The sequence below is a fragment of the Pseudoxanthomonas sp. 68-E7 genome (assembly GCF_057773145.1).
On sequence record NZ_JBYMTI010000001.1, the window covers coordinates 591228 to 616372 of the forward strand.

A 25145-nucleotide genomic window follows, 5' to 3' on the forward strand; every position below is an offset into this window, starting at 1 on the left:
GGTGGGGGCTCGCCGACGCATGCGCCGCTCCGAGCGATGACAGACTCGCCCCCATCCCGACCTTCCCCCGCAGGCGGGGGAAGGAGCGACACCCGCGAGGAAACGAGCGGAACACGCAAACGGCTCCCTCGCCCGCCTGCGGGGGAGGGCTGGGGTGGGAGCAAGCGGGAATCCGTGTGCGCTACTTTGCTCCGCATGATGGCGCGCGGAAAGCGCCACCATCCCAACGTTCCCCTGCACGCGGGGAAGGGGTGCGGCGCTGGCAGCGGGCTTCCTTCGTCAGTGTTCACCGCTCGCGGGAAACGAGAAAAACACGCAAACAGCTCCCTCCCCCGCTTGCGGGGGAGGGCTGGGGTGGGGGCAAGCCGGAACCCATGAGCACCCAATTTCTCCGCGTGATGGCGCGCGGAAAGCGCCCCCGAGGGGGAAGGGGTGCGGCGCGGGCAGCGGGCTTCCTTCGTCAGTGTTCACCGCTCGCGGGAAACGAGCAAAACACGCAAACAGCTCCCTCCTCCGCTTGCGGGGGAGGGCTGGGGTGGGGGCAAGCGGGAATCCGTGTGCGCTACTTTGCTCCGCATGATGGCGCGCGGAAAGCGCCCCCATCCCAGCCTTCCCCCGCACGCGGGGGAAGGGGCAGGTGCCGGCAGAGTGGCTTCCTTCGTCAGTGTTCACCGCTCGCGGGAAACGAGCAAAACACGCAAACAGCTCCCTCCTCCGCTTGCGGGGGAGGGCTGGGGTGGGGGCCAGCCGGAACCCATGAACGCCTAATTTCTCCGCGTGGTGGCGCGCCGAAAGCGCCCCCATCCCAACCTTCCCCCGCACGCGGGGGAAGGGGTGCGGCGCGGGCAGCGGGCTTCCTTCGTCAGTGTTCACCGCTCGCGGGAAACGAGCGAAACACGCACATAGCTCCCTCCTCCGCTTGCAGGGGAGGGCTGGGCTGGGGCCGCCGGGACACATGCATGTCGCTTTTTCTCTGCATGATGGCGCGCGGAAAGCACTCCTCATCCCAACTTTCCCCCACATGCGGGGGAAGGAGCAGGCTGGCTTCCTGTCGATTCCCTGCGGATATGCGGGCCTGGTATCACGGCCACTTGGAATCAGGCCCCGGCGGGTCGCGCATATCGCCGGACGTCGTATCGAACGCCTCCCGGGAAGACAGTGCCAGGCGCATCAGCAGAATGTCCGCGTCCTCCGAGCGCCAGCGCCCGTCAGCCGATTGCCGAAGCGTGAAGCTGAAATCCCATTCGCGCCGGCCTGTCTCGCGTGTCATCGATGCCGTGTACCGGTCCAGGATGGCGGCGAGTTCCCGTGCGGTCGCTACCGGCGCGTCCGACAGCGGGGGGGCTTGCGGAAAAAGACAACGGAAAGCCACGGACGCCATCGGCGGCTTTCCCGGCATGTGGTCTATGCGGTGCCCGGAAACGTCGCAGGAGGCTTCGAACAACAGTCGCGCGGTCTGTTCAAGCACCCGGCGCAGGCTGGGTTCGAGTTGTCCGCCGCCATCGCCATCCGGGAACGTCCAGTCCTGCAGTGCGATGTCGGCCAGCGGCAGATCCCGCATGCGCGAGAGCATGTCCTGCTTGGCCTTGACCGTGCGGTACTCGTCCGAGGACTCGAATTCCGCCGTGTTTCCGTGCAAATAGGCATGCAACTCGCGCGCGCTGTCGGTGTCGCCGTTGAGATAGGTCGAAAGATAGAGCCGGGTGACCTCCGCAGGATCCTTTTCCGGCGTCGAAGACATGCAGAGGGCATTCGTTGCCGTGAGGAGGTAGGCCAACAGCGTTCCTGGAAAGAAGATGCATGCGAATTTTCGGGAACGCCGGACGGCCCGCGCGTTCGCCGGAACGAAAGAACGCTCGCAAAGACTCATGGCGCGTCCTGCCCTGCCGAAAACAGCATCGTCAGTCCCATGTCGAAGATCTTGTTCGGGTGCACGTACCAGGTATCGCCGCGCACGCCGATGAGGGCCAATCCCAGCGAACTGGTGCGGGCATGCCGGACGGGTGACGCGAGCGCGGCGATCAAGGCGTCCACATCTTCCCGGGTGACCGGAACACCGGCGTCGGCACGTTGCTGGACCGTCGCGACGGCCGCGGAAATGTCCGGAAGCTGGCAGCGGACGGACACGCGCACGTGATGGCTGTACTCCAGGGGGAGCGCGTCCACCTGCGTGGCCGTGCATTGTGCCGCTTTCATGACGGCGACCATCTGTCGGGAGAGCGCACGGATGCGCTGCTCGGGTATCCCGTCAAACAGGCGGACGAGTTGGCTGCTTTCGCGACGGGTCACGAAGGTCGCCGTCAGCCGCGCAATGGGTGCTTCCTCGTCCCATGTGTGGTCCTGCCCGAGTGAGGTCAGCAGATCCGCCAGCGTGGCGCCCGGTTCGTCCCATGCCGGATCCCGCGCGGATTGCAGATAATCCTCCAGCTGTTGCCGATCCGTGGCGGCGAAGCCCAGATGCGCCCGCAGATACCGATTGGCCGCCGGCACCGCGGTGGCTGGCGCATCGGCATGTTCCAGCAGGGCCAGGAAGCATTCCATCCATTGGGCCGGCAGCATCGTCCGCCAGGCGCCGCCGGTATCGCGGTGCATCAGCATCTCCCCATCGATCGTTCGCAGTGGTGCCCTTCGCAGGGCCACGGCGGCCTCCATGTGCGTGCGCAACAGCGCGTCCACCGACAGGTTGTCGCCGTGTTCCCGCAGGGTCGTGGCCTGGCGCAGCGCGACGGCGGCATCGGGCAGATCGCAGCGGAAGCGGACTATCGCTTCGTTGGCCTCTTCCGGTGTGGAGGACCCGAAGAAGTGGCTGGATGCGTCCAGCGCATGGCAGCGCGAGCGGCGCACTCCCTGTGTCATCGCCTGCGTGATCGCGCCGATGCGTGCGGAAAGCGCCGGCTCCGCCATGCCGCGCTCCGCGAGCACCTCCCCCAGGCGGCGTTCGACCGCGACTTCGGGCAGCAAAGGGATGTCGCATCTCTCCGCGCATGACGAAGGCGTCTCGTTGCGCAGATAGTTCGAGAGCCGCTCCACTTGCCCTGCCTCGGCCTGGAGATAGGCTTGCAGATGGATATCGGCCGCTTCCACCACGGAGACGGGTGCTTCGGCATGCAGGTCAAAGCCGACAGCCGCGAGCAGCACCAGCAGGGGCATGCGCTGGCGCCAACGACCCGTCAAGAAATCAAACGGCTGGCGGCTTCTCATGTCTTCTCCTTTCAGAATTTGCAAAATAAGGGAACACGCGCACGGCTCCCTCCTCCGCTTGCGGGGGAGCGCATGCACAGACACGGCGGCTCCTTCGCAGGAAAGGAGCCACGCACGCACACGGCTCCCTCCCCCGCGCGCGGGGGAGGGCTGGGGTGGGGGCCAGCGCCGACGCACGCATCGGGCGTCTTAGGGAGGAGGAGAATGATTCATGTCTATTCAAGAGGATTTGTTGCTTCTCCCATGCGGCGTCGTTTTTCCGGGAATGCTCGGAGCCTTCCAGCGAGCCATGCAGGTACTCATACAGATTCCGCGCGCTGTCGGCGTCACCGGACAGATAAGCGCCCAGATACCATTCCGCCACGTGTTGCACGTCGGGCTCTGCCTGGCGTGGATCACTCCATGCGCATGGCGTGAAAAGCGTCAGCAGCACGGCCACGGCGGCGGGCCGTCGCGAATCGCGTTTCATCGCGGGGCCCGGAAGAGGCGACGGAGATTTGCGAACGAACATGGACCTGGATGCCGTCGTGCAAAAGCGGTGAGCCTAGGCCTATGGATTGTGGAAGGGAGTAGGAATGCTCTTAAACGGCGCCGGCGCGGAAAGCGCCCCCATCCCAGCCTTCCCCCGCACGCGGGGGAAGGGGCGGGACGTCGGCGAGGCGGACTTTTTCCTCGGTGTTCACCGCTTACCGGAAATGAGCGAAACACGCATGCAGCTCCCGCCTCCACTTGCGGGTGAGGGCTGGCGTGGGGGCAAGCGGGAACCCATGAGCGCCACTTTTTCTTCGCAGGATGGCGCGCGGAAGGCGCCCCCATCCCAGCCTTCCCCCGCACGCGGGGAAAGGGGCGGGACGTCGGCGAGGCGGGCTTTTTCCTCAGCGTTCACCGCTCGCGGGAAACGAGCGAAACACGCAAACATCTCCCTCCTCTGCTTGCGGGGGAGGGCCGGGGTGGGGGCAAGCGGAACCCATGAGCGCCACTTTTTCTTCGCAAGATGGCGCGCGGAAGGTGTCCCCATCCCAGCCTTCCCCCGCACGCGTGGGAAGGGGCGGGACGTCGGCGAGGCGGGCTCTTTCCTCAGCGTTCACCGCTCGCGGGAAATGAGCGAAACACGCACACGGCTCCCTCCTCCACTTGCGGGGGAGGGCTGGGGTGGGGGCAAGCGGGAACCCATGAGCGCCACTTTTTCTTCGCAGGATGGCGCGCGGAAGGTGTCCCCATCCCAGCCTTCCCCCGCACGCGGGGGAAGGGGCAGGAGCGTCGGCGAGGCGGGCTCTTTCCTCAGCGTTCACCGCTCCCGGGAAACGAGCGAAACACGCACACGGCTCCCTCCTCCGCTTGCGGGGAGGGCTGGGGTGGGGGCAAGCGCGAACCCATGAGCGCCACTTTTTCTTCGCAAGATGGCGCGCGGAAGGTGTCCCCATCCCAGCCTTCCCCCGCGCGCGGGGGAAGGGGCGGGACGTCGGCGAGGCGGGCTCTTTCCTCAGCGTTCACCGCTCGCGGGAAACGAGCGAAACGCGCATGCAGCTCCCTCCTCCGCTTGCGGGGGAGGGCTGGGGTGGGGGCCCGCCGGAACCACCAGCGCCACTTTTCGCGCGGCATTTCTCACCCTTGACGTCATAAATGTCAGAGGCAGATCATTGATTCAATGTGCGTTGACGGGCGCAGGGGAGCGGATCCAGCATCCCCGCGTCGCCTCAAATTCGGCGACCGGGATTGCAGTCTCGACTCCTACGGCGCACCAGCGCCCATCAGAAAAATGCACGGCGCATTTTGTTTCCCTTGCATTTGATGGGCGCAGCCCTGCCAGCTTCATGGCGGGCGGTACGTGGGGGGCTTCGGCCCCGCCGGTCCGTAGGCCGGTACTGCAACCCGTGCCGTCCGCCGCCCTGATTGCAGTCGGGGCGGTGGAACTCAGTCCACCTACGGAGTCCCCGCACCATGCGCAAGCACGCTCGAGCTGCCCAGGGCAGCCACCCATCTACGCAACTGACGACCTACTTCAACGCCATCGCCGACACCCTGGATTGGAATCCCGACGCATGGTGGATCCTGTGCGACCGCCTGCGGGCATCCGGCACGCCGGTTGGCAACCTGACGCTGCGCCAGATCCACGATTGCCTTCGCAAGGACCAGGAACGTGATCGCGCCCCAGCCGTTCTCGCGAAACACCCGCGTCATCCGCAGCAACCGGATCCTGAGGACATCCAGAGCGCTCCCGTCACGCACCGTCCAACTACCCCCGAAGCCACGCGGGCCCGTGTCTCGGCCGATATCACGCTGCACATCAGCGAGGACAACATCACGCTTGCCGGCGCGCTGGACATGGGCGGCTTGCTGGTGCGCAGCGCGCGCGGCTGGCGTCGCATCGAGGACGGGTGGACGCTGACGAGCGGCCCGGTGTTCTTCCGCGATCACGAGGACCTGCTGGGCCACGAACTGGCCGAATACCTGGGCAATCTGCCGTTGCCGTTGCCGCTGGCGCTGGCGGATGCGTTGCAAGCCCAGCGCGGAGACACTGACGAAGCGGCGGGGGAGGACTGATCGCCCGCGCCAGAGACCTCGTACCTTCAGCGATGGGCGGCGGATGGTGTCGTCGGTCGCCCATCGCGATCTTTTCCCGCATCAATGCGGCCGCGGCAATGACGGTGAAGTCGGACGCGCACGGATCGAGCCGACGATCGCGTTCCACAACGCCAGTGCCTCGTGGTCCGACGTGAAGGCCGGCGGCGGATGACCGCTGCCCACGTCGCTGCGTTCCGCGGTCCCCATCACGGCGGTGAGGCGTGGCTCGCTCCGTGAGCCCTCCTTGCCTGGGACCCGCCACAGGAAGGTGTAACCGCGCTGGCCCTGGTCGCCGCCCGCCACCAGATACTGTTCCGCGCGAAGATGCCCGCCCCGGCGCTTCCCGTTTCGCAGCTTTTTCATGTCGGTCGAACTGGGCGGCAGCAGCTCCTTGAGGCCGCTGATCCGCCGCGATCGGCCTTTCCGGACGTTCCGCGGATGGACGCGAAACTCGAAGTTCACGCCTGGGTGGTCGGAAAAAATGATCCCCACGCCGTATCTCTCCGTTTGAACGCTGTCTCCCGCCAGGTAAGCGCGGTCGATGCAGAAGCCCGGTTCGCCGGGGATCTCCCGGGGGCCGCGGGAGCGAAGATTGCGCGCCAGCGCGGCCGAGAATTCCATGGCCGACGGCACCCTGTCCGCCGATGGCCGTCCCGCCCAGTGGTAGGCATGGCCTGCCGGCTGGGCCACGACATAGGTATCCAGCAAATAGGCATTGGCCACATCAGTGGACCGGGACAGCAGGCCCGTCGAGTTTTCGCCGAACTCGACGCGACGAACGAACAGACTATCGTGAGGGTCGTATGCCTGCGTCCTGAGATCGTGCTCGCGGCGGGAAATCCTCTCGGCAAGTCCGGCGGGCGTGTCGTACAGGCGCTCGATGTGGCCGTCCTCCAACAGGTAGTAGGTCCTGAGGGTCGCATCAGGAGGCAGGTCGATCAGAAAGCGGCCAAAGCAATGGGTCACCCAGCCGGTTGTGTCCAGGGAGGAATGCCGGGAAGCCGAAAACGAAGCGCAGCCGGTCATGCTGAGCAGCAGGACCAGTCCAAGCACGCCGAGCGGAAGGCGGATGCGCATGGTGAATTTCCTTTGTCATGGGAACACCGGCGGCAAGCCGGACGGTATCGGCAATTGCATTTGCGCGCGGACCACGGGTCAGCGGGTTTGCCCGCAACGGAGAAGGCAAGAGCCGCCGGCGGGGAGGGCGAAGCCAACGGACAGCGCGCGCGAAAGGGCACAGCGTAGGAGCTCGCTCACCCCTGCGACCTAGGATTGTTCTTAAAACGGTTCCGAAGCCGGAAGGGGTATCGCGGATATGTCACCGGCTGCCCGGTGCGGTGAGATCGCGCGGCGGGACACGCGTGATGCTTCAAACGGGATAGGCGCCTCGTCGGGGAGAAATTCAGAGTTGTCCGATGGTTTGGCGGGGAGCTGGACGGCAAGGTCGCGTCACATTTTTGTGCGCTTCCTTCCCATGTCTTCACTCCGCTCTCTTCGATTGCTGCAGGTCGTCCATACCCAAGGCTATGGCGGCCTGGAACGGCAGGTGCTGTCGCTGAGCCGGGGCCTGCGTGATGCGGGCCATATGGTGACCCTGGCATTGCAGGCCGGATCGTGGCTGCAGCGGCGCGCGGATGACGAGGGACTGGAGTGGGCGCCATTGCGCTTCCGTGGCCTGTTTGATCCTGCCACCCACCTGCGCCTGCGCCGGCTGGTGCGTGAGCGCGACATCCAGGTGGTCCATGGCCACTCGCGCCGCAGCGCGTTCTACAGCGCGCTGGCCGGATGTTTCGGACGCTGCCGCTCCGTCGCCACCATCCACTCGCTGCAGACCTGGAAGGGATTCCGCCGCAACCAGCGGATGATCGCGGTGTCCGAGGCCGTGCGGGATTTCCTGATCACCAAGGGACTGCCGGCGGCGCGGATCGAACGCATCTACAACGGCGTCGATACCCTTGCCGGGACGCGCGAGGCGGAGCGGACGGCGGCGCGCGAATGCCTGGGCATGGCGCCGGACCGGTTGGCGATCGGCATGGTCGGCCGGATGGTGCCGCACAAGGGCCACGACCTGGTGGTGCGGGCGCTGTCCCTGCTCGGCGCGGTGGGTGCACCGTTCGATCTTTTCCTGCTTGGCGACCCTGTGGGTGCCTGGCCGGACGAGCTGGTGCGGCTGGCCGAGCGCCTGGGACTGGGCGGTCGCGTGCACCTGACCGGCTATCACGATGACGTGACGGCCCTGCTGCGGGGCATGGACGTGTTCGTGCAGCCTTCGCGCAGCGAAGCGCTGTCGCTGTCGTTGCTGGAGGCGATGTCGGTGGGATTGCCGGTGATCGCCGCAAGGACCGGCGGCATGCCGGAAGTGATCGCCGACGGCGACAACGGCCTGCTGTTTGCCTCCGACGATGCGCATGACCTGGCCTGGCAGCTGAAGAAACTGCTCGACCCCGCCGAACGCCTGTGGCTGGGAACGCGCGCGCTCGAAACCCAGCAGGCGCGCTTCAGCGCCCGGACCATGACCCACGCCACGGTGTCGCTGTACCGGCGCCTGCTGGAGCAGTCGTGAGCGGGGTGCTGCCGGTCCTGATGTACCACAGCATCGGCCCGGTACCGAAAGGCAGCCGGCGCCGGAGCATTTTCGTCGGCGCCGGGGCGTTCGAGCGGCAGATGCGGCTGCTGGCACACTGCGGCTATCGCGGCGTGACCATGAACGAGGCGCATGCGGTCCTGCAGGGCGGCGTGCCTTCGCGGGAAAAGCTGTGCGCGCTGACCTTCGACGATGGCTTTCTCGACAACATCGACACCGCGCTGCCGATCCTGCAACGGCATGGCCATCGCGCCACCTGCTACGTGGTGTCCGAGCGGATCGGCCAGCGCAATGTCTGGTCCGAGGACGTGCTGGGCGTGAGCAGCCCCCTGGCCGGGGAAGGCGCGCTGCGCGAATGGATCGACGCCGGCATGGAACTGGGCGCGCATACCCGCACCCATGCGCGGCTGACCACCCTGGACGATGCGCGCCTGGAAGACGAAGTGGGCGGCGGCAAGCGCGCGCTGGAGGATCGCTTCGGCGTCCGTGTCTCCCAGTTCTGCTATCCCTGGGGCGCGCACGATGATCGGGTGGTGGAGGCGGTGCGTGCCGCGGGATTCGAGGGCGCGACCACCATCGTGCGTGGCCGCGCGCGCATGGGCGTGGATCCGCTGCGGGTGCCACGCGTACACGTGCTCAACCAGCATCATCTGTTGCAGTTCTGGCTGAAGCTGGAAACTCGTTACGGCGATCGGTCGTGAACCGGGGGCCGCCGGCCTTCGTCCAGGCGGGCCGCGGCGTTGGAATGAGTCAGGCTTGGGGCGCTGCGGTCAGTGGAACCCCGCGCCCAAGCCGGTATTTTCCGTTCAGCGCGACAATCACCGCGTGCTCACGGGTCAACACCACCTGGGCGACATTGCCTTCCGCCGTCAGGAACGTTTCGATCCCGTCCAGCCGCACGTTGATCGGAATGCCGTCGAGCAGGTGCAGATAGGACGCACCTGTATGGTGGCGACCATGGCGGGTCACGATGACCCGGTAGGCGCCTTTCAGCACGAAAACATCCTCCCGCCCCGTGAGCTCGGGATACAGGCGGCAAAGCATGTCGCGCTCGATGGGCCTCAACCTGCGGACGGGAGCATTGTGCCGGGGGAAGGCACGCAGCCTTCTCGCCACCACGGTGTAAGGCCAGAAGCGCAGGAAAAACACCGCTATTCCGCACAGCCACAGCGGAGCGAACAGCAGGATGCCTTTCCCAACGACGTCCGCCTGATTCCAGATTTCAAGCAATGCCATTCCCCTTCATCGATGGCTCCGAAGGCGGCCGCCCATGCCGTCAAGGCCCGTAGACGTACTCGCGCCGGGCATCGCGGGCGAGGTACCACTCCACGACTTCGAACGTGTCCGCATCCGCCTGCGGCATCGGTTCCTGCATGTAATAAATCGTCTGGCCCTGGCGGGCATAGGCGGATCCGGCGCAGACCTTCAGCTGTCCGGACACCGCAGCCGGCAGTACGTTCCCGCCGTAATACACGCGGCGGGCGTCCTGCCACCAATGCAGGAAGCCGGCCTGGGCGCCGGGTACCGGTGCGACGGTCGCGCCATCGGCCCCGGCGACCGGCTGGCCTTCGTACCAGGCATGGACGCCATCCCAGGCCAGGGCGCGATTGAAGGGGGCGACGGTCAGATCCGCCACCGCGTCGTCGAGTCGTGACCAACCGTGGCCCGCGTAGTACGCGCCGCCGGCATCGGCGTAGTAGCGTCCGCCCGCATGCCGCAGCGGGCCATGCGACAACGTCAGGCATTGCCCTCCATTGACCGCGTGGTGCTGCCCGCACCACACGCCACCCATGCGTTGCATCGTCCCCGGCCGCTCGCTTTCGAGTACGCACGCGCCCTTCTCCATGCTCTGGAGATAGACATGACGCGCATCCTCGAACAGGCCCTCGTCCAGTGCGCGGAAGCTGGCGCCGTCCACTTCGATATGGCGCAACCAGAACAACTGGTACACCGCTTCGCAGATCGGCAGTCCGCCCTGTCGCATCACCGCTTCCAACAGCCGGCGACGGCCTTCGGGCGTGTTGTCCTCGTAGCGCGTCTTGACCGGATGCCACAGCGCGTCACCGCAGAGCAGCACGGGCGTGCCTTCGTGGGAACGGAATCCACGCGGCGCCGGCGGCGCCTGTTCCGGCAAGCGGTGGAGGCGGAACTGGAAGTCGAGATACCAGACGGTGTTGCGGTCCGCATAGAAGGCTTCGCCATCGGTGCCGGCAGTGAGGCGGCGGAAGGAACGCGGATCCGCATCGGTGACGACGGCGGAGGCACCCGGGGCCAACGGACCCCGCTGGAGGACGCGTTCGCCATCGGTGCCGAAGGTCAGGTCGTAGGCGAAGGGACGCTGGGGCGTCGCATGCAGGGCACCCAAGCTGATGATCTGCTTGACCTGGCGCAGCAACGACGGCGCCAGCCAGCGGCGCGGATCCGCGGACGGACCCAGTCTGTCCAGATCGCCGAGCCAGTCGGTCAGCCAGTCCGGCCAGATCGACGGCGCGTCCGCGCGGAGTTCGGCGCGGCCCTTGCGGAGATTCACCGCCGCCAGCGGCGTGCCGCCGAGGTCGAACGCCACCGCCCAGTCCTCGCCCTGGCGGATGCGGAAGTCGGCCGTGGTGCGCAATAGCGCCAGCAGATCGCGGATGTCGGTGCGTGCGGCGGCCGTCTCGCCCTGCAGGCAGCAGGCGGCGAAGCGCAGTTCCCCGGACGCTGCGTCATGCTGGCACAGCAACTGCGTGTGTCCCGACGTGAGCGCGTCGACGATGCGTCGGACCAGTTCGTCCCGGACAGTGGCGGCGGGTGCGCCGACGGGCAGATCCACGAAGGGAGCCGGCCAGTCGTCGAAGGCCGTGCGTGCCGGCGCGGCCAGCCAGCGCCGGAAGGCAGCGGCCGACATACGGATGGTGGCGACGAGCAACAGCGGTTCGGACACTCGGTGCTTCCTTCAAATGGCGGTTGTGGTTTCCGGCGTTGCCGCGCGCCGACGAAACGTTTGCGCGGCGCGAAGCCGTGATCCGGACGGCGTACGCGCGGCGGGACGGAAACCGCCGCACGAAACCGGACGACGCTCCGGCTCGCTCACCAGCTCAACCGATAGCCCACATTGACCGACCAGGGTTTGTCGATGCGTTCGCCGTCGGCACGCTCGACATCCGCGTACAGATGGTGGCGGCCGTTCACCGAACCGGTCACGCCCAGGCCGTATTCGGTGCGGGACCCGGACAGGTCGGTGCGGGTCGCGATGCCGTTGGTGCGCACCGTGCCGCGGCCATCGAACTCGCGCACTTCGCCGAGTTTCAAGTAGGGCTGCACAAAGCCGCCATCGGCCAGCGGAATGTGCCTGCCCAGCAGGGCGCTGGTGCGCAGTTGCAGGGAGTTGCCGCCGTCGGCCTTCACCCGCATTCCGTTGCTGGTGCGGTAGGCGTCGCCATTGATGTGCAGCAGCGTCATGCCCGCCTGCGGTTCCAGGAACCAGCCATCGCCGAACCGCCACTGACGGCCGGTTTCCATCGCCAGGCCGATGCCGTTCTGGCGGGTGTGCCCGCGCACGGAACGGCCATCGGTGGCGACGACATTGAAGCGGCTGTCGAAGCGGTTGTTCTTCACCAGCGCATCGAAGTACCAGCCGTCGTCGGCCAGGAAGGTCGCGTAGCCGCCCAGGTGGACGCTACGGGTGCGGCCGGTGCCTTCACCGCCGAAGCGGCGTTCGGTCTGGCTGTAGCCGGCCACGCCGCCCAGGTGCCAGCGTCCGCCGTCGACGGCGAAAGCCCGATCGCTGCCGGCCTGCACGCCGCGCACGGTCTGGTCGAACGGGCGCCCGCCCCGGTTGTCCAGTTGCTGGTCTTCCGCCCAACCGCGCACCCACGCGCCGCCGCGTTCGGGCTGCGCGCGGCGCTCGCCAACACGCTTGACCAGCGAGCCGGCTTCCGAATGCCAGATGGCCTGCAGGGTGCTGGCCGCGGAGGTGTCGATGGCGGCATTGGCGGTGGTGGACAGATTGTCCGGATTCGGCGGCCGGATGACCGGCGGTTCCGGCGGCGTCACGGGCGGCTCGACCGGTGGTTCCGGTGGCGTCACGGGCGGTTCGACCGGCGGTTCCGGCGGCGTCACGGGCGGCTCGACCGGCGGTTCCGGCGGCGTCACGGGCGGCTCGACCGGTGGTTCCGGCGGCGTCACGGGCGGCTCGACCGGTGGTTCCGGCGGCGTCACGGGGGGCTCGACCGGTGGTTCCGGTGGCTTCGGCGGATCGAGGCGACCGGTATTGATCAGGCTCCAGTCGCTGTTACGGCCACCCACGCGGTCGCTGGTGTGCAGGGTGTAGCGATAGGTGCCCACGTCCACGGCCTGGCCGATGTTGGCGAGCTGGAACGTGCCGTCGCCGCCTTCGGTGCGGATGATTTCCAGGAATCCGCCTTCGCTGTCCGGCTCGGCGCCACTATTGGCGACCAGCACGCGATGGTCGCCGCTGACCGTCCCGCCCACGCGCAGCAGATCACCCCGGCCTGCGGCGAGATCGGTGCGCATCTCGAACAGTCCCGCGCCGTCCAGATTGCCGACGATGTCCAGCGTGGTGAAGCCCGGCCCGGTGAAGGACACCGTGCCGGTGGTGTGCAACTGTCCCAGTGTCGAGGGGCCGCGCAGGTTCCAGCGGCTGCCGTCGTCCAGCGCCAACCGTCCGACATGCCGGCCCGCGTTGTCCCACAGGGTGCCGGTGAGGGTGGAATGGTCGCGTAGATCGAGGTCGGCGCTGCCGCTGTCCAGCCACACGTCGCCCTCCAGCCAGCTACGCCGCGCATTGAGCTGGACGTGTCCGGCTTCGATGACCGAGGGCGCGATGACCTTGTTGTCGAGGGCTTCGACGCGGAGCAGCAGGCCATTGCCATTGGCGGAACGTCCAATCACGGTGGCATCGCTCAGATCCGCGGTCAGGCCGCTGCCGGTGACCAGCAGGGCGGTGCCGTTGGCGGTTTCCACGCGGGCGCCGCCGGTCAGGCTGAGGCGGTTGTCGCCGCCATCGGTGCGGTAGCTCCAGATGCCCCGGGTGCCTGTGCCGTGCGCGTACAGTCTGGCGCCATCCAGGAGGGCCTCGCCGGCGAACAACAAGGCATCGGCGCAATAGAAGCCGGTGCAGCCACCGTAGGTGTCGATGGTGGTGCCGACCAGCGACAGGGGGGAGGTCAGACGTTCGGCGATGATGCCGCCGGCGCCATCGCCATGGGTGGTGATGCTGCCCCCTTCCACGCTCACCTGGCTGTCGGTCGCGAGCATGCCGAACGCGGTGTTTCCGAAGGTCTCGATGGCGACATCGCGCAGGGAAACGCGGGCGCTCGCCCCTGGCCTGGAGACTTGCGTCAGGACGCCATAGCCGAAGTCGCCACGCGTGGTGATGGCGCCGCCGGTGATCACGACCTCGCTGTCCGCACCCGCGTTCCACAGGCCGATGCCCTGGATGCCATCGGATTCTATGACCGTATCGAGGAGGGAAATCCGGTTGCCGTCGCCCTGGATGAACACACCGGAGCGATAGTTATGCTCATTCCGGATGCGTGAGCGTTCGACCTCCAGCCGCGCGCCGTCATAAAGCGCGATGCCGTTGCCCTGCAGGGAGTGAATGGAGGAATCGACCACCCGTGCATGGACCGGGCCGTCCCAGGCGTCCATCCGGAGTGCATCTCCCCCCAGTCCTTGTGCGCTGAGGTCGACGCCACGCAGCAGCAACTCGCTGCCGTCACCGCGCAGGTAGGCGCCGTGTGCGGCATGACCGCCGGCGACGATCTGCACGTCATCGGCTTCGATTCGACCCCCGTTGATGGCGCTCAGGCCGCGGGCGTCGTCGCCTTCGGTGGTGACGGTGCCGCCCCGCAGTGAAATCCGGCTGCCGTCGTTGGACGCGATGACGCCATGCGCGGCTTGGCCGCGGGTGTTCACCTGCAGCCCATCGGCTTGGATCCGGCCGGTGCTGAAGGCATACAAGCCGTAGGCGTTGTCGGCCTCGGTCTGGACCCGGGTGAGGTCGCTGGTGATCGTTCCGCCGCCGGACGCCGCCAGGCCATGGGCGCTGTCGCCATGGGTGGTGATCATCCCGCCATGCAGGAACGCATCGAACCCCGCTTTGCGGGTCCATGCTCCATGCGAGTTGCTGCCGAAGGTCTCGATGGCGACATCGCGCAGCGTGCTGGTGCCGCTGCCGCCGCTGCCGGCGTAGATCTCGACCATGAGCAGGCCGCGTGCGTTGTTGCCGTGGGTGGTGATGGAGCCGGTCTCCATCTCGAAGCGGCCGGCCCGGATGTCGACGCCGGACCCGTAGTTGCCCGTGCTGGCGATGCGGGTGCCGTTGCGGGCGGTGACCGAAGCCGCCTCGTCGGTGATCCAGATGGCAGGCGAAGCGGGACCGTCGGTGCTGATGGCGACGTTGTCCAGGGATACCCGGCTCACCCCGGAGTTGACGTCGATCGCGATGCCATTGCGGGAGTGGATCCGCGCATCGCGGATCTCGGCGGTGGAAGGCGGCGGGACGACGTGGGAAGGATGGGACGGCGCGGAGAACCGGATGGCTTGGCGGGCGGCCTCGATGGATCCACCGGTGAACGACAGGTGGCCGCCCTCGACCACGACACCCTTACCGTTGCCGGCGACAATCCGCGTATCGGTGGCGAGAACGCGGCCTTCCCAGTCGATGAACAATCCGGCCGCGGATTCGGACGCCAGCGCGGTGCTGGTGACCTGGGTGCCTTCCAGCACGATCTCCGCACCCCGCTCGGCCCGCACGCCCGAGGCCATCGTTCCATCGGCGCTGATCGCCCCGCCGCGGATCGTGATCCGGCTGCCCACGCCGGTGGCGGACAAACCATCGGCGCGCCGACCGCGGGTGGTGACGCTGCCGTCCTGCAACCGGAAGTCGCCGCCGCTGCCGACATGCACCCCCACCGCCTCGTCGCCCTGGATGTCGATCGTGCTGCCATCGGTCAGGACCACCGAGCCGCCTTCCTCGACGTTGACCGCACGCGAGGGCTGGGGATCGCCCGCCGTGCCGGCGACGATGGAGACACCGGCGCCGGACAGCGCGTTGTTCGGACCCTTGACGTTGACGGCGATGCCGGCGCCCGGATGAATGACCCGATCGCCCGGTTGCAGGACCAGGGTTTCACCGTCGGGCGAGATCAGTTCGATCGCATCATGTTCGGTGGCGGGCAGCAGACCCGGGAAAAGGACGGCCAGGATGGCGGCCGAGATGGGGGAGAGGCGAAGTTTCATGTCGGATTCCAGACGGGGCCATGCCTCCTGGATGCCGGACGGGCAAGCGTGCTCAGGAATCGTCCCGGACAGGAGCGGGAACATGGCGACGGATGTGAGATCGTGCCGCCGCATGTTCGTACCGCTGGCACAGCGGAAGAATCGGAATGTTCCTAAACATGGGGATCCGCGAGGCGCGCGCGCATCCGTTCACGAGACGGCAAGCCGCGCTGCGCCTGCGCGCCGGAACCCGGCCACGGCGGGTTCCGGCGTCGCGACGCGTCAGCCGCGCTGCGAGGAAATGTTGCCGCCGTCGACCACGAACTCGGCGGCGGTGACGTAGCTGGCTTCCCGCGAGAGCAGGAAACGGACCACCCGGCCGATTTCCTCCGGAAGGCCGAGGCGTTCCAGCAGGATGCGCTTTTCAAAAAAGCCCGGCGGGAGGTGATCCACCGCCGCCCTCACCATCGGCGTCATGATTTGGCCCGGCGAGACCGAATTGATGCGGATGCCGTCGCGCGCCAGCCGGTCGGCCAGCGAACGCACCAGCGACAGCATGCCGCCCTTGGCCGCGGTGTAGATCGGATTGACCGCGTTGCCGAGCGTGGCGTTGATGGAGGTGATGGCGACGATGGCCGAACCGGGGTTGGCGGCGAAGTCGGCATGCAGCTTCTGCGTCAACAGGGCGAGCGGACGCAGGTGGGTGTTGATGCCGGCCGCCCAGCTCTCTTCGGTGATGCCTTCCAGCGAACCCTGATCGACGACGCCGGCCGAATGCACCAGGCCGCCGAGCGGTCCCAGCGCTTCACGGCTGGCGGCGATGGCGTCGGCGTACGCATCCAGTCCGGTCAGGTCGATGGCGACGCCGGCGGCCTTGACGCCATGGGCATCGCGGATGGCGGCGGCCTGCTCGGCGGCCTTGGCGCCGTTGATGTCCCACAGCGCGACCGGGCGGCCCACCGCGGCCAAGGCTTGCGCCGACGCCAGGCCGATGCCGGAGGCGCCGCCGGTGATGATCACGGCGGCGCCCGGGGCGCCGAGCGAAGGGGCGAGATCTTGCGTACTCATGGGGGAACTCCTGTTTTCGGGAATACGACGCGACATGCCACGCGGCCGTCGCGGGTTCACCATGATGAAGAGACCAATCCCGATTTCCCTCGGAATACTCCTAAAGCGCGGCGGCCCGCATCGTCGGGCAAGGCCATGGTCAGCATCGGAACAAGGGGACTTTGACGTGGCGACGCCATCGCCGTGACCGGGCGCTCCTGCGTGTGAATCGAGATCCGGACGCCGGGCAACCGCGCGGACAAACACCGGCGCGCATGCCGTCGATGCCGCGACCGGGCGCATCCACCGACGCGTTCGACGCCCACCGGTGCGCCATCATGGGCGCGGACGTGCGGGTAGAATCCGCGTGTCTTGGAGCACATTCCTGAAGCGGACCCGGGACATCCGTCCCAACGGCAGCCACGGCAACTGGATGAAAAACACCCCCTTCGGCCGCGTCACCCGCTCCATCCGCTGGCTCCGGCTGGCCCTGTTCGGCATGGTGCCCCTGCTGATCCTGCTGGTGGGCGGCCTGTACTGGGGCGTCCAGCGGATCGTGGCCGAACAGCAGGAGAAGCTGACCGTCCATTTTTCGCTGATGTCGCGAACCATTGGCCAGCACGAACGCTTCCTGTGGCGGTTGCAGGACGAGAACGCGCGCCTGGCCGCGCTCCGTTTCGGCGACGCGGCGTTCCTGCAGCAACAGCCGCTGCCCAGCCGTCCGGGGTGGCGCATGTTCCGGGGACAGGCGCAGGGCGTGCACCTGCCGTTCTCGTTGATCTGCGCCGCGCGGGATTGTCCGGACCGCGACGACGATACCTGGGGCGCGGGCCAGTACCTGTCGGACGCCTTCACATCCTTCTGGTCCACGTCGTCCGTGCCGTCCGGCGATGCGTTCCTGCTGGATCTCGAGAGTTACCTGAGCATCGCCGCCCCCGGCATCGGCGCGGGCGAAGCGTCCGCGCCGATGACCGAAGCGCGATTCCTGGCCGTCGATGCGCGCATCCGCCAGGCCCTGGTCGAACAGACCGGGGTCGGCCGGCGGTATGCGGGGCCGGCGGGACGGGACATTCTCTGGCTGCAAAGCGCGGACCTGCCGGACATGATGATCGGGGTCGTCCGCGCGCCAATCCCGGCGCAGACCTGGCATGGCGCCGCCGGCCGACCCGCCGAAATCCACGTCGCCACGCTGCTCAGGTTCGAACGCACGGCGATTTATGAAGCCGCGACCGGCAAGCCGTCCTATGACGACATCTGGTTGACCCATCGCGATCGGTATCTGCTGGTGGGCGGCGACAGTGCGCCCAGCATCGCCGAGCCCGAGTCGGGCTCGGATCGACCGGTGCGCGCGTACACCGCGGATGGGCTCGTGTTCCATTTCAAAAGCCGCAATGGTCAATGGGATGCGTACTACCGCATCGGCTACGCGCGGCTGTTCAGTGACAGTGCGGGCCTGGGCGTGGCGGCGGTCGTGCTGTTGTTGCTGGGACTGGCGGCGGCGGTCGGGTACGGGTACTGGTACGAACGGCGGGTGGTGGCGCCGGCCGAGCGTGACCAGCGTGATCTGATGGACAGCGAGGCGTTCAATCGCACCATCATCGCGACCACGCCGGTGGCGCTGGGCGTGCTGCGCCGTGATTCGGGCCGGTTGCTGTTCGGCAACCCGCTGGCGCGCCAGTGGCTGGACCTGGCGGAGGACGGCGAGGCGGCCACCAGCCCCACGCTGGAGCGCCTGCGCGAGCAGCTTGCCGGGCGGGTCGGGGCCGGTACCCTCGACGGATTCAGCTCACGCGACGGCGCGGTGCTGCAGGTCGCCTATGCGCCCACCCGCTATCGGAAACAGGACGTGATCCTGTGCGCGTTCACCGACATCAGCGCCCGCGCGGAGATCGAGCGCACGCTCGAACGCTCCCGGCGCGATGCCGATCGCGCCAGCGCCGCCAAATCCACCTTCCTGGCCACCATGAGCCATGAAATCCGCACGCCGCTCTACGGCGTGTTGGGAACGCTGGAACTGCTCGAACTCACCCCGCTGGGCGAAGAGCAACGACGCTACCTGGCGACGATCAAGAGTTCCTCGGCCATCCTGCTCCAGCTGATCAGCGACATCCTCGACACCACCCGCATCGAAACCGGCCAGATGGTGCTGGAATCGGAGGCGTTCAGTCCTCGCCAGCTGGTGGAGGATGCGGTATCCGCGTACGCCGCGATGGCCTGGCAGAAGCAGCTCCTGTTGTTCGCCAGCATCGATCCGGACATTCCGGCCGCGCTGCGCGGGGATCCTGGGCGGATCAGCCAGATCCTCAACAACCTGATCAGCAACGCCATCAAGTTCACCGGGTCCGGCCACGTGATCGTGCGCCTGCAATCGCGGGGCGAACGGGAAGGCAAGGCGCGCATCGGCATCGAGGTGGCCGACACCGGCGCGGGCATCGACGCCGAACATCGCGCGCGCCTGTTCGAGCCGTTCTACCAGATTGATGCGGGCGAACACGAGTTCCGGGGGGCCGGCCTGGGCCTGTCCATCTGCATGCAGCTGGCGAAGCTGATGGGAGGAAGGATCGAACTGGACAGCGCGCCCGGTGCCGGCAGTTGCTTCTCGCTGGAACTGGCGCTGGAGCGGGAACCCGAAGGCGATGCGCAGGCGGCTCCCGACCTTTCCGGCATCCGCCTCCAGGTGCGCGCCGCGCATCCGGAACTGGCGGAAAACACGTGCCGCTGGTTGCGCCGCTGGGGCGCGGACGCGCGCCTGGCCGATCCGTCGCCGCTGGCGTCCACGCCCGACGACGTACTGGTGGACGTCATGCTGGCCGATGCCACTCCGCCGCCCTGCTGGAAAGGCCGCCACATGGTGGCGGCCAGCGCGCTGGCGATGCCCCTGTCGGCCGGGACCGCGGACGCAAACCGCCTGGACAGCATTGCCAACGTCATCGCCGCCCACCTGCGCGGCGAGCCCGTCGCCGTCGACGCGCAGGCCGTCGGCAGCCTGCCCGAACCGTTGCGGATGAAGGTGCTGATTGCCGAGGACAATCCGATCAACCGGGCGACCCTGGCGCATCAGCTGCACTTGCTGGGTTGCACGGTCACGTCGGCGACCGACGGGGCGGAAGCGCTGGTGCGCTGGCGCGAACAGGGACCGTTCGACGTGGTCCTGACCGACGTCAACATGCCGCGCCTCGATGGCTACGGGCTGGCGCGCGCCATCCGCGCGGAGGATGCCGGGGTGCGCATCGTCGGCGTGACCGCCAATGCCATGCGCGAGGAGGAGGCCAAGTGCCGGGAAGCAGGCATGAATGCCTGGCTCGTCAAGCCGATTGGACTGCGCACGCTGTCCCGGCACCTGCGCGGTGGCGCGGGCAAAGACGCCGGCAAGACGATGCCGGTGCTGCGGCCGCTGCCCGACCGCGATGAAACGGACCTGCCGCCCCAGTTCGCCGGACTGTTCAACGATGCCATGGGCAGTGATATCGCCCGGGCTCGCGACGCGCTGGCCATGCGGCGAGCCGACGATCTGCTCGCCACCCTGCACCGGATGCGCGGGGCGATGGCGATGATGCGGATGGCTGACCTGATTGCCCGTTTTGAACAACTGGAAGAACGCATCCGCGGCGATGGTCTGGATGAGCGCGTGGATGGCGATGTGGAGGCCGCCCTGCGGTCACTGGAAACGGCGTTGATGGCCCCGTGATGCTGCTGCGTGCGGACGCGCTTGCTGGAAAGTAGCGTCCGCGCGGTGGAAGACGGGGCGTGCTTTGATACAAGGCGTAGACCTTTCCTCGTTCCTTCCCTGGGCGGGAGAGAGGGACTTCGACATCCATTGGATCGAAGCACAAAAAATGCCCTCCTTTGAAACAAGAGGGCAGTTCCTCCACGGACCGGAGGACGGGGAATTTGCTTCTGGTATGGAAAGCAATCGATTTTCAACGCCAGATGGCGGGTCAATCCCCCCAAAAGTGGGTCAGGGTGCGACCGCGGGACGACAGATCAGATTCACGCGCTCATAGGTCGGCGCCGGATTGGCCAGAGGCGACTGCCCATCGAAAGTCGCCGGCCCCGCAGGGGCTAGTTGTACTCAAGTACATAGGTGAGCGTGGCATCGCCTGCGCCGGCTTTGACCTCACCGCCACTGGGGACATAGCGCGCGTGCCCCGAGAAGCGGTAAACCTCGGCATCGGGGTCGCGGCGCAACCAGGACAGGTTGATGGCGCTGTTCTTGGCAAAGGGCAGCTTGTTGATGCCTTGGTCGTCGGTCAGTTCGATGCCCACACCCGTTGCCGTGCCCGGATCGCCAGCGCCGGTGAGCGCAAGCAGACCGTTCTGCGTTTTACCCTCGAAGTAGATCTTGACTGCCGGCTTCTGCGTGAACTCCGGACTCTTGCAGCTCACTTCGAAAGAGAAGTTCTTCTTGGGTATTGCGTTCTGGCGGATGAGGGAGGTGGTGGCCTTGCCCAGAGGTACGTCGATGCTCCTGGCTGCCGATGCGCAGCTCTCGAAATAGATCCTGTTCACCAGCGTCGTGGTCGAGGATGAGTACCGATACGTCACCGGAGCAAGTCCTCCATATTTCCACTCCGCGGTGAAGGACAGCGTCACCGCCCCCGAGCCAACGGCCGTGCCAGTGCGAATGAACTCGATCCAGATGTAGTTATTCAGTGGCCAAATGATTGGCGCCCCCACCCGCCCTTCGAAGTCGGCAAGGAAGTCGGGGTATGAGTTATCGCTGCTGCTGCCAATGCGCACACCGATTCCTTCCACATTGGTCGCGTAGATACCCGCACCATTGGATACGAGGCCATCGACGTTTGCCTTGAAGCTGAAGGGCTCCCCTGCGCTGCAGAGCCAGCTAATACTGTTCATCGATATGAACAGGGGCCGCCGTACCAGGACCTGGCCAATGTCGGCCTTGGCGATATCCAGTGTGGAAGGCAGCCTGGGGACGTTGTACGAGCTCTGCGGAGCTGTGCCATTCCATTGACATGTGGCAAATGCCGTATTCGAGGCGGCCAGAAGACTTACAAAAAGAACGGCAATCCAGCCATGTTTCATCGTCATATTGAAGTGCTCCATGGCGGTCAGAGTGGTTGCTTGACGGGGGAAGGGCGGCAGGTCAGCTCCACGCGCTCGTAGGTCAGCGCGGGGTTGGCCGGCGGCAGTTGGAAATCGATGGTGCAGGCGCCACCGTTCCAGCGCACGTCCAGGCGACCCCGGTCACCCACGCCGAACACCAGTGCGCGGGATTGGTTGTCAATCATGCCCAGCGCCTTGTCGTCGAGGTCGTAGACCATCGCGCCGAACGGCAACGCGCTGCCATCGTCCTGCTGCAGTTGCAACTGCACGCGTCGACCGGTTTCGACGTTGTAGCGTGCCTTGGCGATGGCGCCACGGGTCGGCACCAGTCGCAGAGAACTGTCGATCACCTCGGTGCTGCTGCCTAGGGTGTGGGTGTCCAGATTGAGATGGTTGAGGCGATAGGGCTGCAGGTACGGCACCACCGCGTAGCCGCGATGGTTGGTGCGCACGCCGTTCCAGCCGGAGACGCCCACGCCGCGGGTCTTGGGCACCTCGATCAGGCCGAAGGTCTCGCCGACCGGCTGGCCCAGGGTCACGCCGCCGCGATGCACCACCAGCGAGCCGGAGGCATTGAAATCCGCGCGACGGCTGTCATTGCCGTAGGCGTAGCCGCCGCTCAGGCGGGCCAGCGGCGCATCCCAGCTGACGTTGGCGCTGGCGGTGGTGCTGCCGTCGTCCTGATGGCCGGCCTGCAACGAGTAATTGACCGCGTTGCCGTCGTCCAGATAGCCCGACAGGCCGGCCTGCACGCTGTTGCTGCCATGCTGGGACGACACGCTGCTGGCGTACAGATTGTGGGTACGCCGGTTCAGCCCGCGGCCGCCCAGCGGCACGCTCAGCGAAGCGGTCAACTGGGTGTCGGAGCGGCGGGTCGAGGAGAGCGCGGAATCGTCGCGGGTACGCGCCATCGCCAGGTTGTAGCTGGCGATGCCCCAGCGGCCGCTGTAGCCGAACTGGACATTGCGGGTGCGTCCGGGCGTGTTCCAGTAGCGGGTATCGCCCGCGCTGAAGTACAGCGAGCCCCGCGAGCCCAGCATCTGGTTGACGTTGAAATCCAGTCGGCTCTTCTGGGTCTGGAAGCCCCAGTCGTCCGGCCGGGCCACCTGCTGCACGTGCTCGCCGAAGGTGCGGTAGCCCTCGGTGGAGTAACGGTAGCCCGCCATGGTCAGGGTGGTCTGGGTACCGGTCAGGGTCTTGGCGTACAGGAAGCGCGCGCTGTAGCCCTGATCGGTATGCCCGTTGGGCAGGCGCGAGCGACTGCCGGTGACGTCCAGCGACACGCCACCCAGGCGCGAGTTGAGGCCGACGCCCAGGTTGACCGCGTGGAAATCATCGGACAGCTGCACGCCGCCGTAGGTGGTCAGGTTGTCGGTGGCGCCGTAGACCAGCGTGCCCTGTGCGAAGCCCGGGGTTTCCAGATCGGTGCCGTTGCGGTATTCACCGGCGGTCGCGCTGTAGCGCAGGTTGCCGCGACGGACCATGACCGGCAGCGCCGCGTAGGCCTGGGTGAACTCGCGCACCCGGCCGTCCGCTTCCAGCACCTTGATCTGCAGGTCGCCGTTGGAACCGTTGGGATAGAGGTCGCGGATCTCGAACGCGCCCGGCGTCACCGCGACGGAATGGATCAGATAGCCGTTCTGGCGGATCTCCACCGTCGCGTTGGTTTCGGCGACGCCACGCACGATCGGCGCGTAGCCGTTCAATTCGCTCGGCAGCATGCCCTGGTCGGTGGACAGCTGCACGCCGCGGAAGCGCAGGCTGTCGAACACGTCGCCGGGCGTGTACAGATCACCCACGGCCAGCTTGCTGTTCCAGCCGGCGATGTCGCGTTCCAGATAGGTGCGCTGGCTGCGGAAGCGGCGTTGCCCGTTGCTGTCGCTGAACGAGGCATCGTTGCGCAGGCGCCAGCCGCCCAGGTTCAGGCCGCTGCGCAGCGCCACATAGCGGTAGTCGCTGCTCTGACCCTGATGGGTGTTGCGGCTGATGTTGGCCTGATAATTGATGTGGAACGCGTTGACGCCGGTGTCCCACAGCGAACGATCCACTACGCTGCGCGAAGGCCGCGGCACGTATGCCTGCGGAATGCTGATCATCAGCGCCAGTTCGTTGGGGTCGAACTCGGCCCGCGCGCCGGGCAGCATCGCGGCCACGTCGATGGCGGTTTGATTGTCGGCATCGGCCGCAATCAGGCCTTCCTGCCGCAGGCGCGCGACGTCCACGCCCAGATCCTGCAACAGCCCCACCGGAATCACCGGCAGCACATGCCCCTGGGCGTTTGCGGAGAACAGGATTTCCCGGCGCTGCTTGAGCGCCAGGTTGAGGTACACGTCCACCCGGTAGCTGCCGGGCGCCAGCGCGTTGCCCTGCTCGAAATACCGCAGATCCGCGCCACCGCCTCCGCTGCGCTGGAGGAAGTGCATGTTGAATTCCATTTCGCCGCCCAGCCCGCCGCCCATGTCGGCGCCGGCGCCGCCGCCGGCCAGGGCCACCGGCGCATACAGGCCCAGCAGGCCCAGGCACGAGGCGCCGGAGCGCAGCGCCAGGCTCAGTTTGGTCTTTCTGCGCGAGCGGGGCATGGTGGGGCCTCCTGGCCTGGCCGCGGCCAAGGCATCAATGGAAATCGGTTGGTGGGAAGTGCCGGGGATTCACGGAGCCCGGCGTCCGATGCGGTGTTGCGTATCAGCGGCCCAGCGCGCCGCTCAGTGCGACGATGCCGCCGTAGTCGTTGACGACCTCGTAGTCGACCTTGGCGCCGGTGGGGCGGCCCGCGGCGCCATCCAGCGCGAACACTTCGGTGGCGCCCGGCGCCACCATGCGGGTGTCGCCCTTGTAGCGGCCCCCGTCCAGCGTCGCGCTGACAAACGACACGTGATAGGCCGAGGCGTTGCGGGCTTCCAGCGCGGGTTTGCCGGCGCGGTCGACCAGTCGCCACTGGATCTGCTGGGCGGCGGCGTCCGGTGTACCCGGCAGGCCGGACGGGCGATAGAACACCTTCAGGCGCTGGCGCACGGCCAACTGCAGGGTGTTCTCTTCCTTGGTCTTGGGCGGGATTTCCTGCACCGAGAGCCAGAACACCGACTCGCGATCGGTCGGCAGGCCCTGGCCCTGGTAGAAGATGCGCAACATCTGCTGCTTGCCCGCGGCCAGCCGGCCCAGCGAGGGCGTGAGCGCAAAGGGCAGATCGGCGGAGGCGGTGGCGCCGTCGCCGGATTCGAGCCAGGACTGGATCATCACGTCCTGCGCGTCGGGGTTGCCCACCGCGATGGCGGCTTCCTGCGCGGGGGCGTCCATGATGAGACGGGTGCCGGCGACGGTGATGCCGGCGTTGGCCAGCGACGACAGCAGCAGCAGGCTGCCGGCCAAGCCGGCGCGGGCTGCTTGGAAGGACATGTTCATGGCGATGCGTCGTTGAGAAAAGGGGATGAAACGGAAGCAAAGGGAAGGAGAGGGAATG

14 protein-coding genes are annotated in these 25145 nt (G+C 67.1%); 4 read left to right on the forward strand and 10 right to left on the reverse strand.

What is annotated here, in order from left to right; genetic code table 11:
* Positions 1-1081 precede the first annotated feature (1081 nt).
* Both AC3DE2_RS02815 and AC3DE2_RS02820 read right to left on the reverse strand, forming a co-directional pair.
* Complete coding sequence (locus AC3DE2_RS02815) at positions 1082-1777, reverse strand: hypothetical protein (RefSeq protein WP_488424986.1); 696 nt, start codon at positions 1775-1777, stop codon at positions 1082-1084.
* 89 nt (positions 1778-1866) lie between these two features.
* Positions 1867-3201, reverse strand: coding sequence for a hypothetical protein (locus AC3DE2_RS02820; RefSeq protein WP_488424987.1), 1335 nt, complete (start codon positions 3199-3201; stop codon positions 1867-1869).
* 1941 nt (positions 3202-5142) lie between these two features.
* Between AC3DE2_RS02820 and AC3DE2_RS02825 the strand changes: the two genes are divergently transcribed.
* Complete coding sequence (locus tag AC3DE2_RS02825; RefSeq protein ID WP_488424988.1) at positions 5143-5745, forward strand: hypothetical protein; 603 nt, start codon at positions 5143-5145, stop codon at positions 5743-5745.
* Positions 5746-5826: 81 nt separating this feature from the next.
* On the opposite strand, the gene AC3DE2_RS02830 is transcribed toward AC3DE2_RS02825, so the two are convergent.
* Positions 5827-6843: a T6SS immunity protein Tli4 family protein gene (locus AC3DE2_RS02830; RefSeq protein WP_488424989.1), complete on the reverse strand. Its 1017-nt coding sequence runs from the start codon at positions 6841-6843 to the stop codon at positions 5827-5829.
* A gap of 397 nt (positions 6844-7240) precedes the next feature.
* On the opposite strand from AC3DE2_RS02830, the gene AC3DE2_RS02835 reads away from it, so the two are divergent.
* Together AC3DE2_RS02835 and AC3DE2_RS02840 are read left to right on the forward strand one after the other, a co-directional pair.
* Positions 7241-8329 carry a glycosyltransferase family 4 protein gene (locus tag AC3DE2_RS02835; protein ID WP_488424990.1) on the forward strand — a complete coding sequence of 363 codons (1089 nt, stop codon included), beginning with the start codon at positions 7241-7243 and terminating at the stop codon, positions 8327-8329.
* Positions 8326-9051: a polysaccharide deacetylase family protein gene (locus tag AC3DE2_RS02840; RefSeq protein WP_488424991.1), complete on the forward strand. Its 726-nt coding sequence runs from the start codon at positions 8326-8328 to the stop codon at positions 9049-9051. The genes AC3DE2_RS02835 and AC3DE2_RS02840 overlap by 4 nt, the downstream gene beginning before the upstream one ends.
* 49 nt (positions 9052-9100) lie before the next feature.
* Here the strand turns inward: AC3DE2_RS02840 and AC3DE2_RS02845 are convergent, their stop codons facing one another.
* From AC3DE2_RS02845 to AC3DE2_RS02860, 4 genes are all read right to left on the reverse strand, one after another.
* Positions 9101-9586, reverse strand: a complete 486-nt coding sequence (locus AC3DE2_RS02845; protein WP_488424992.1) for a hypothetical protein — start codon at positions 9584-9586, stop codon at positions 9101-9103.
* A 40-nt stretch (positions 9587-9626) separates the two neighbouring features.
* On the reverse strand, positions 9627-11273 hold the full coding sequence (locus tag AC3DE2_RS02850) for a DKNYY domain-containing protein (protein ID WP_488424993.1): 1647 nt from the start codon (positions 11271-11273) through the stop codon (positions 9627-9629).
* Between the two features lie 146 nt (positions 11274-11419).
* Complete coding sequence (locus tag AC3DE2_RS02855) at positions 11420-15595, reverse strand: autotransporter outer membrane beta-barrel domain-containing protein (protein ID WP_488424994.1); 4176 nt, start codon at positions 15593-15595, stop codon at positions 11420-11422.
* A 261-nt stretch (positions 15596-15856) separates the two neighbouring features.
* Entirely contained in the window at positions 15857-16642 is a 786-nt protein-coding gene (locus AC3DE2_RS02860) for an SDR family NAD(P)-dependent oxidoreductase (RefSeq protein ID WP_488424995.1), read from the reverse strand.
* 412 nt (positions 16643-17054) lie between these two features.
* Between AC3DE2_RS02860 and AC3DE2_RS02865 the strand changes: the two genes are divergently transcribed.
* Positions 17055-20309, forward strand: coding sequence for an ATP-binding protein (locus AC3DE2_RS02865; protein ID WP_488424996.1), 3255 nt, complete (start codon positions 17055-17057; stop codon positions 20307-20309).
* Between the two features lie 374 nt (positions 20310-20683).
* Here the strand turns inward: AC3DE2_RS02865 and AC3DE2_RS02870 are convergent, their stop codons facing one another.
* The 3 genes from AC3DE2_RS02870 to AC3DE2_RS02880 all read right to left on the reverse strand — a co-directional run bounded on the left by AC3DE2_RS02870 (position 20684) and on the right by AC3DE2_RS02880 (position 25087).
* On the reverse strand, positions 20684-21673 hold the full coding sequence (locus AC3DE2_RS02870) for a fimbrial protein (protein ID WP_488424997.1): 990 nt from the start codon (positions 21671-21673) through the stop codon (positions 20684-20686).
* 20 nt (positions 21674-21693) lie between these two features.
* Positions 21694-24267 carry a fimbria/pilus outer membrane usher protein gene (locus AC3DE2_RS02875; RefSeq protein WP_295376358.1) on the reverse strand — a complete coding sequence of 858 codons (2574 nt, stop codon included), beginning with the start codon at positions 24265-24267 and terminating at the stop codon, positions 21694-21696.
* 103 nt (positions 24268-24370) lie between these two features.
* Complete coding sequence (locus AC3DE2_RS02880) at positions 24371-25087, reverse strand: fimbrial biogenesis chaperone (protein ID WP_488424998.1); 717 nt, start codon at positions 25085-25087, stop codon at positions 24371-24373.
* Between the last annotated feature and the right edge of the window lie 58 nt (positions 25088-25145).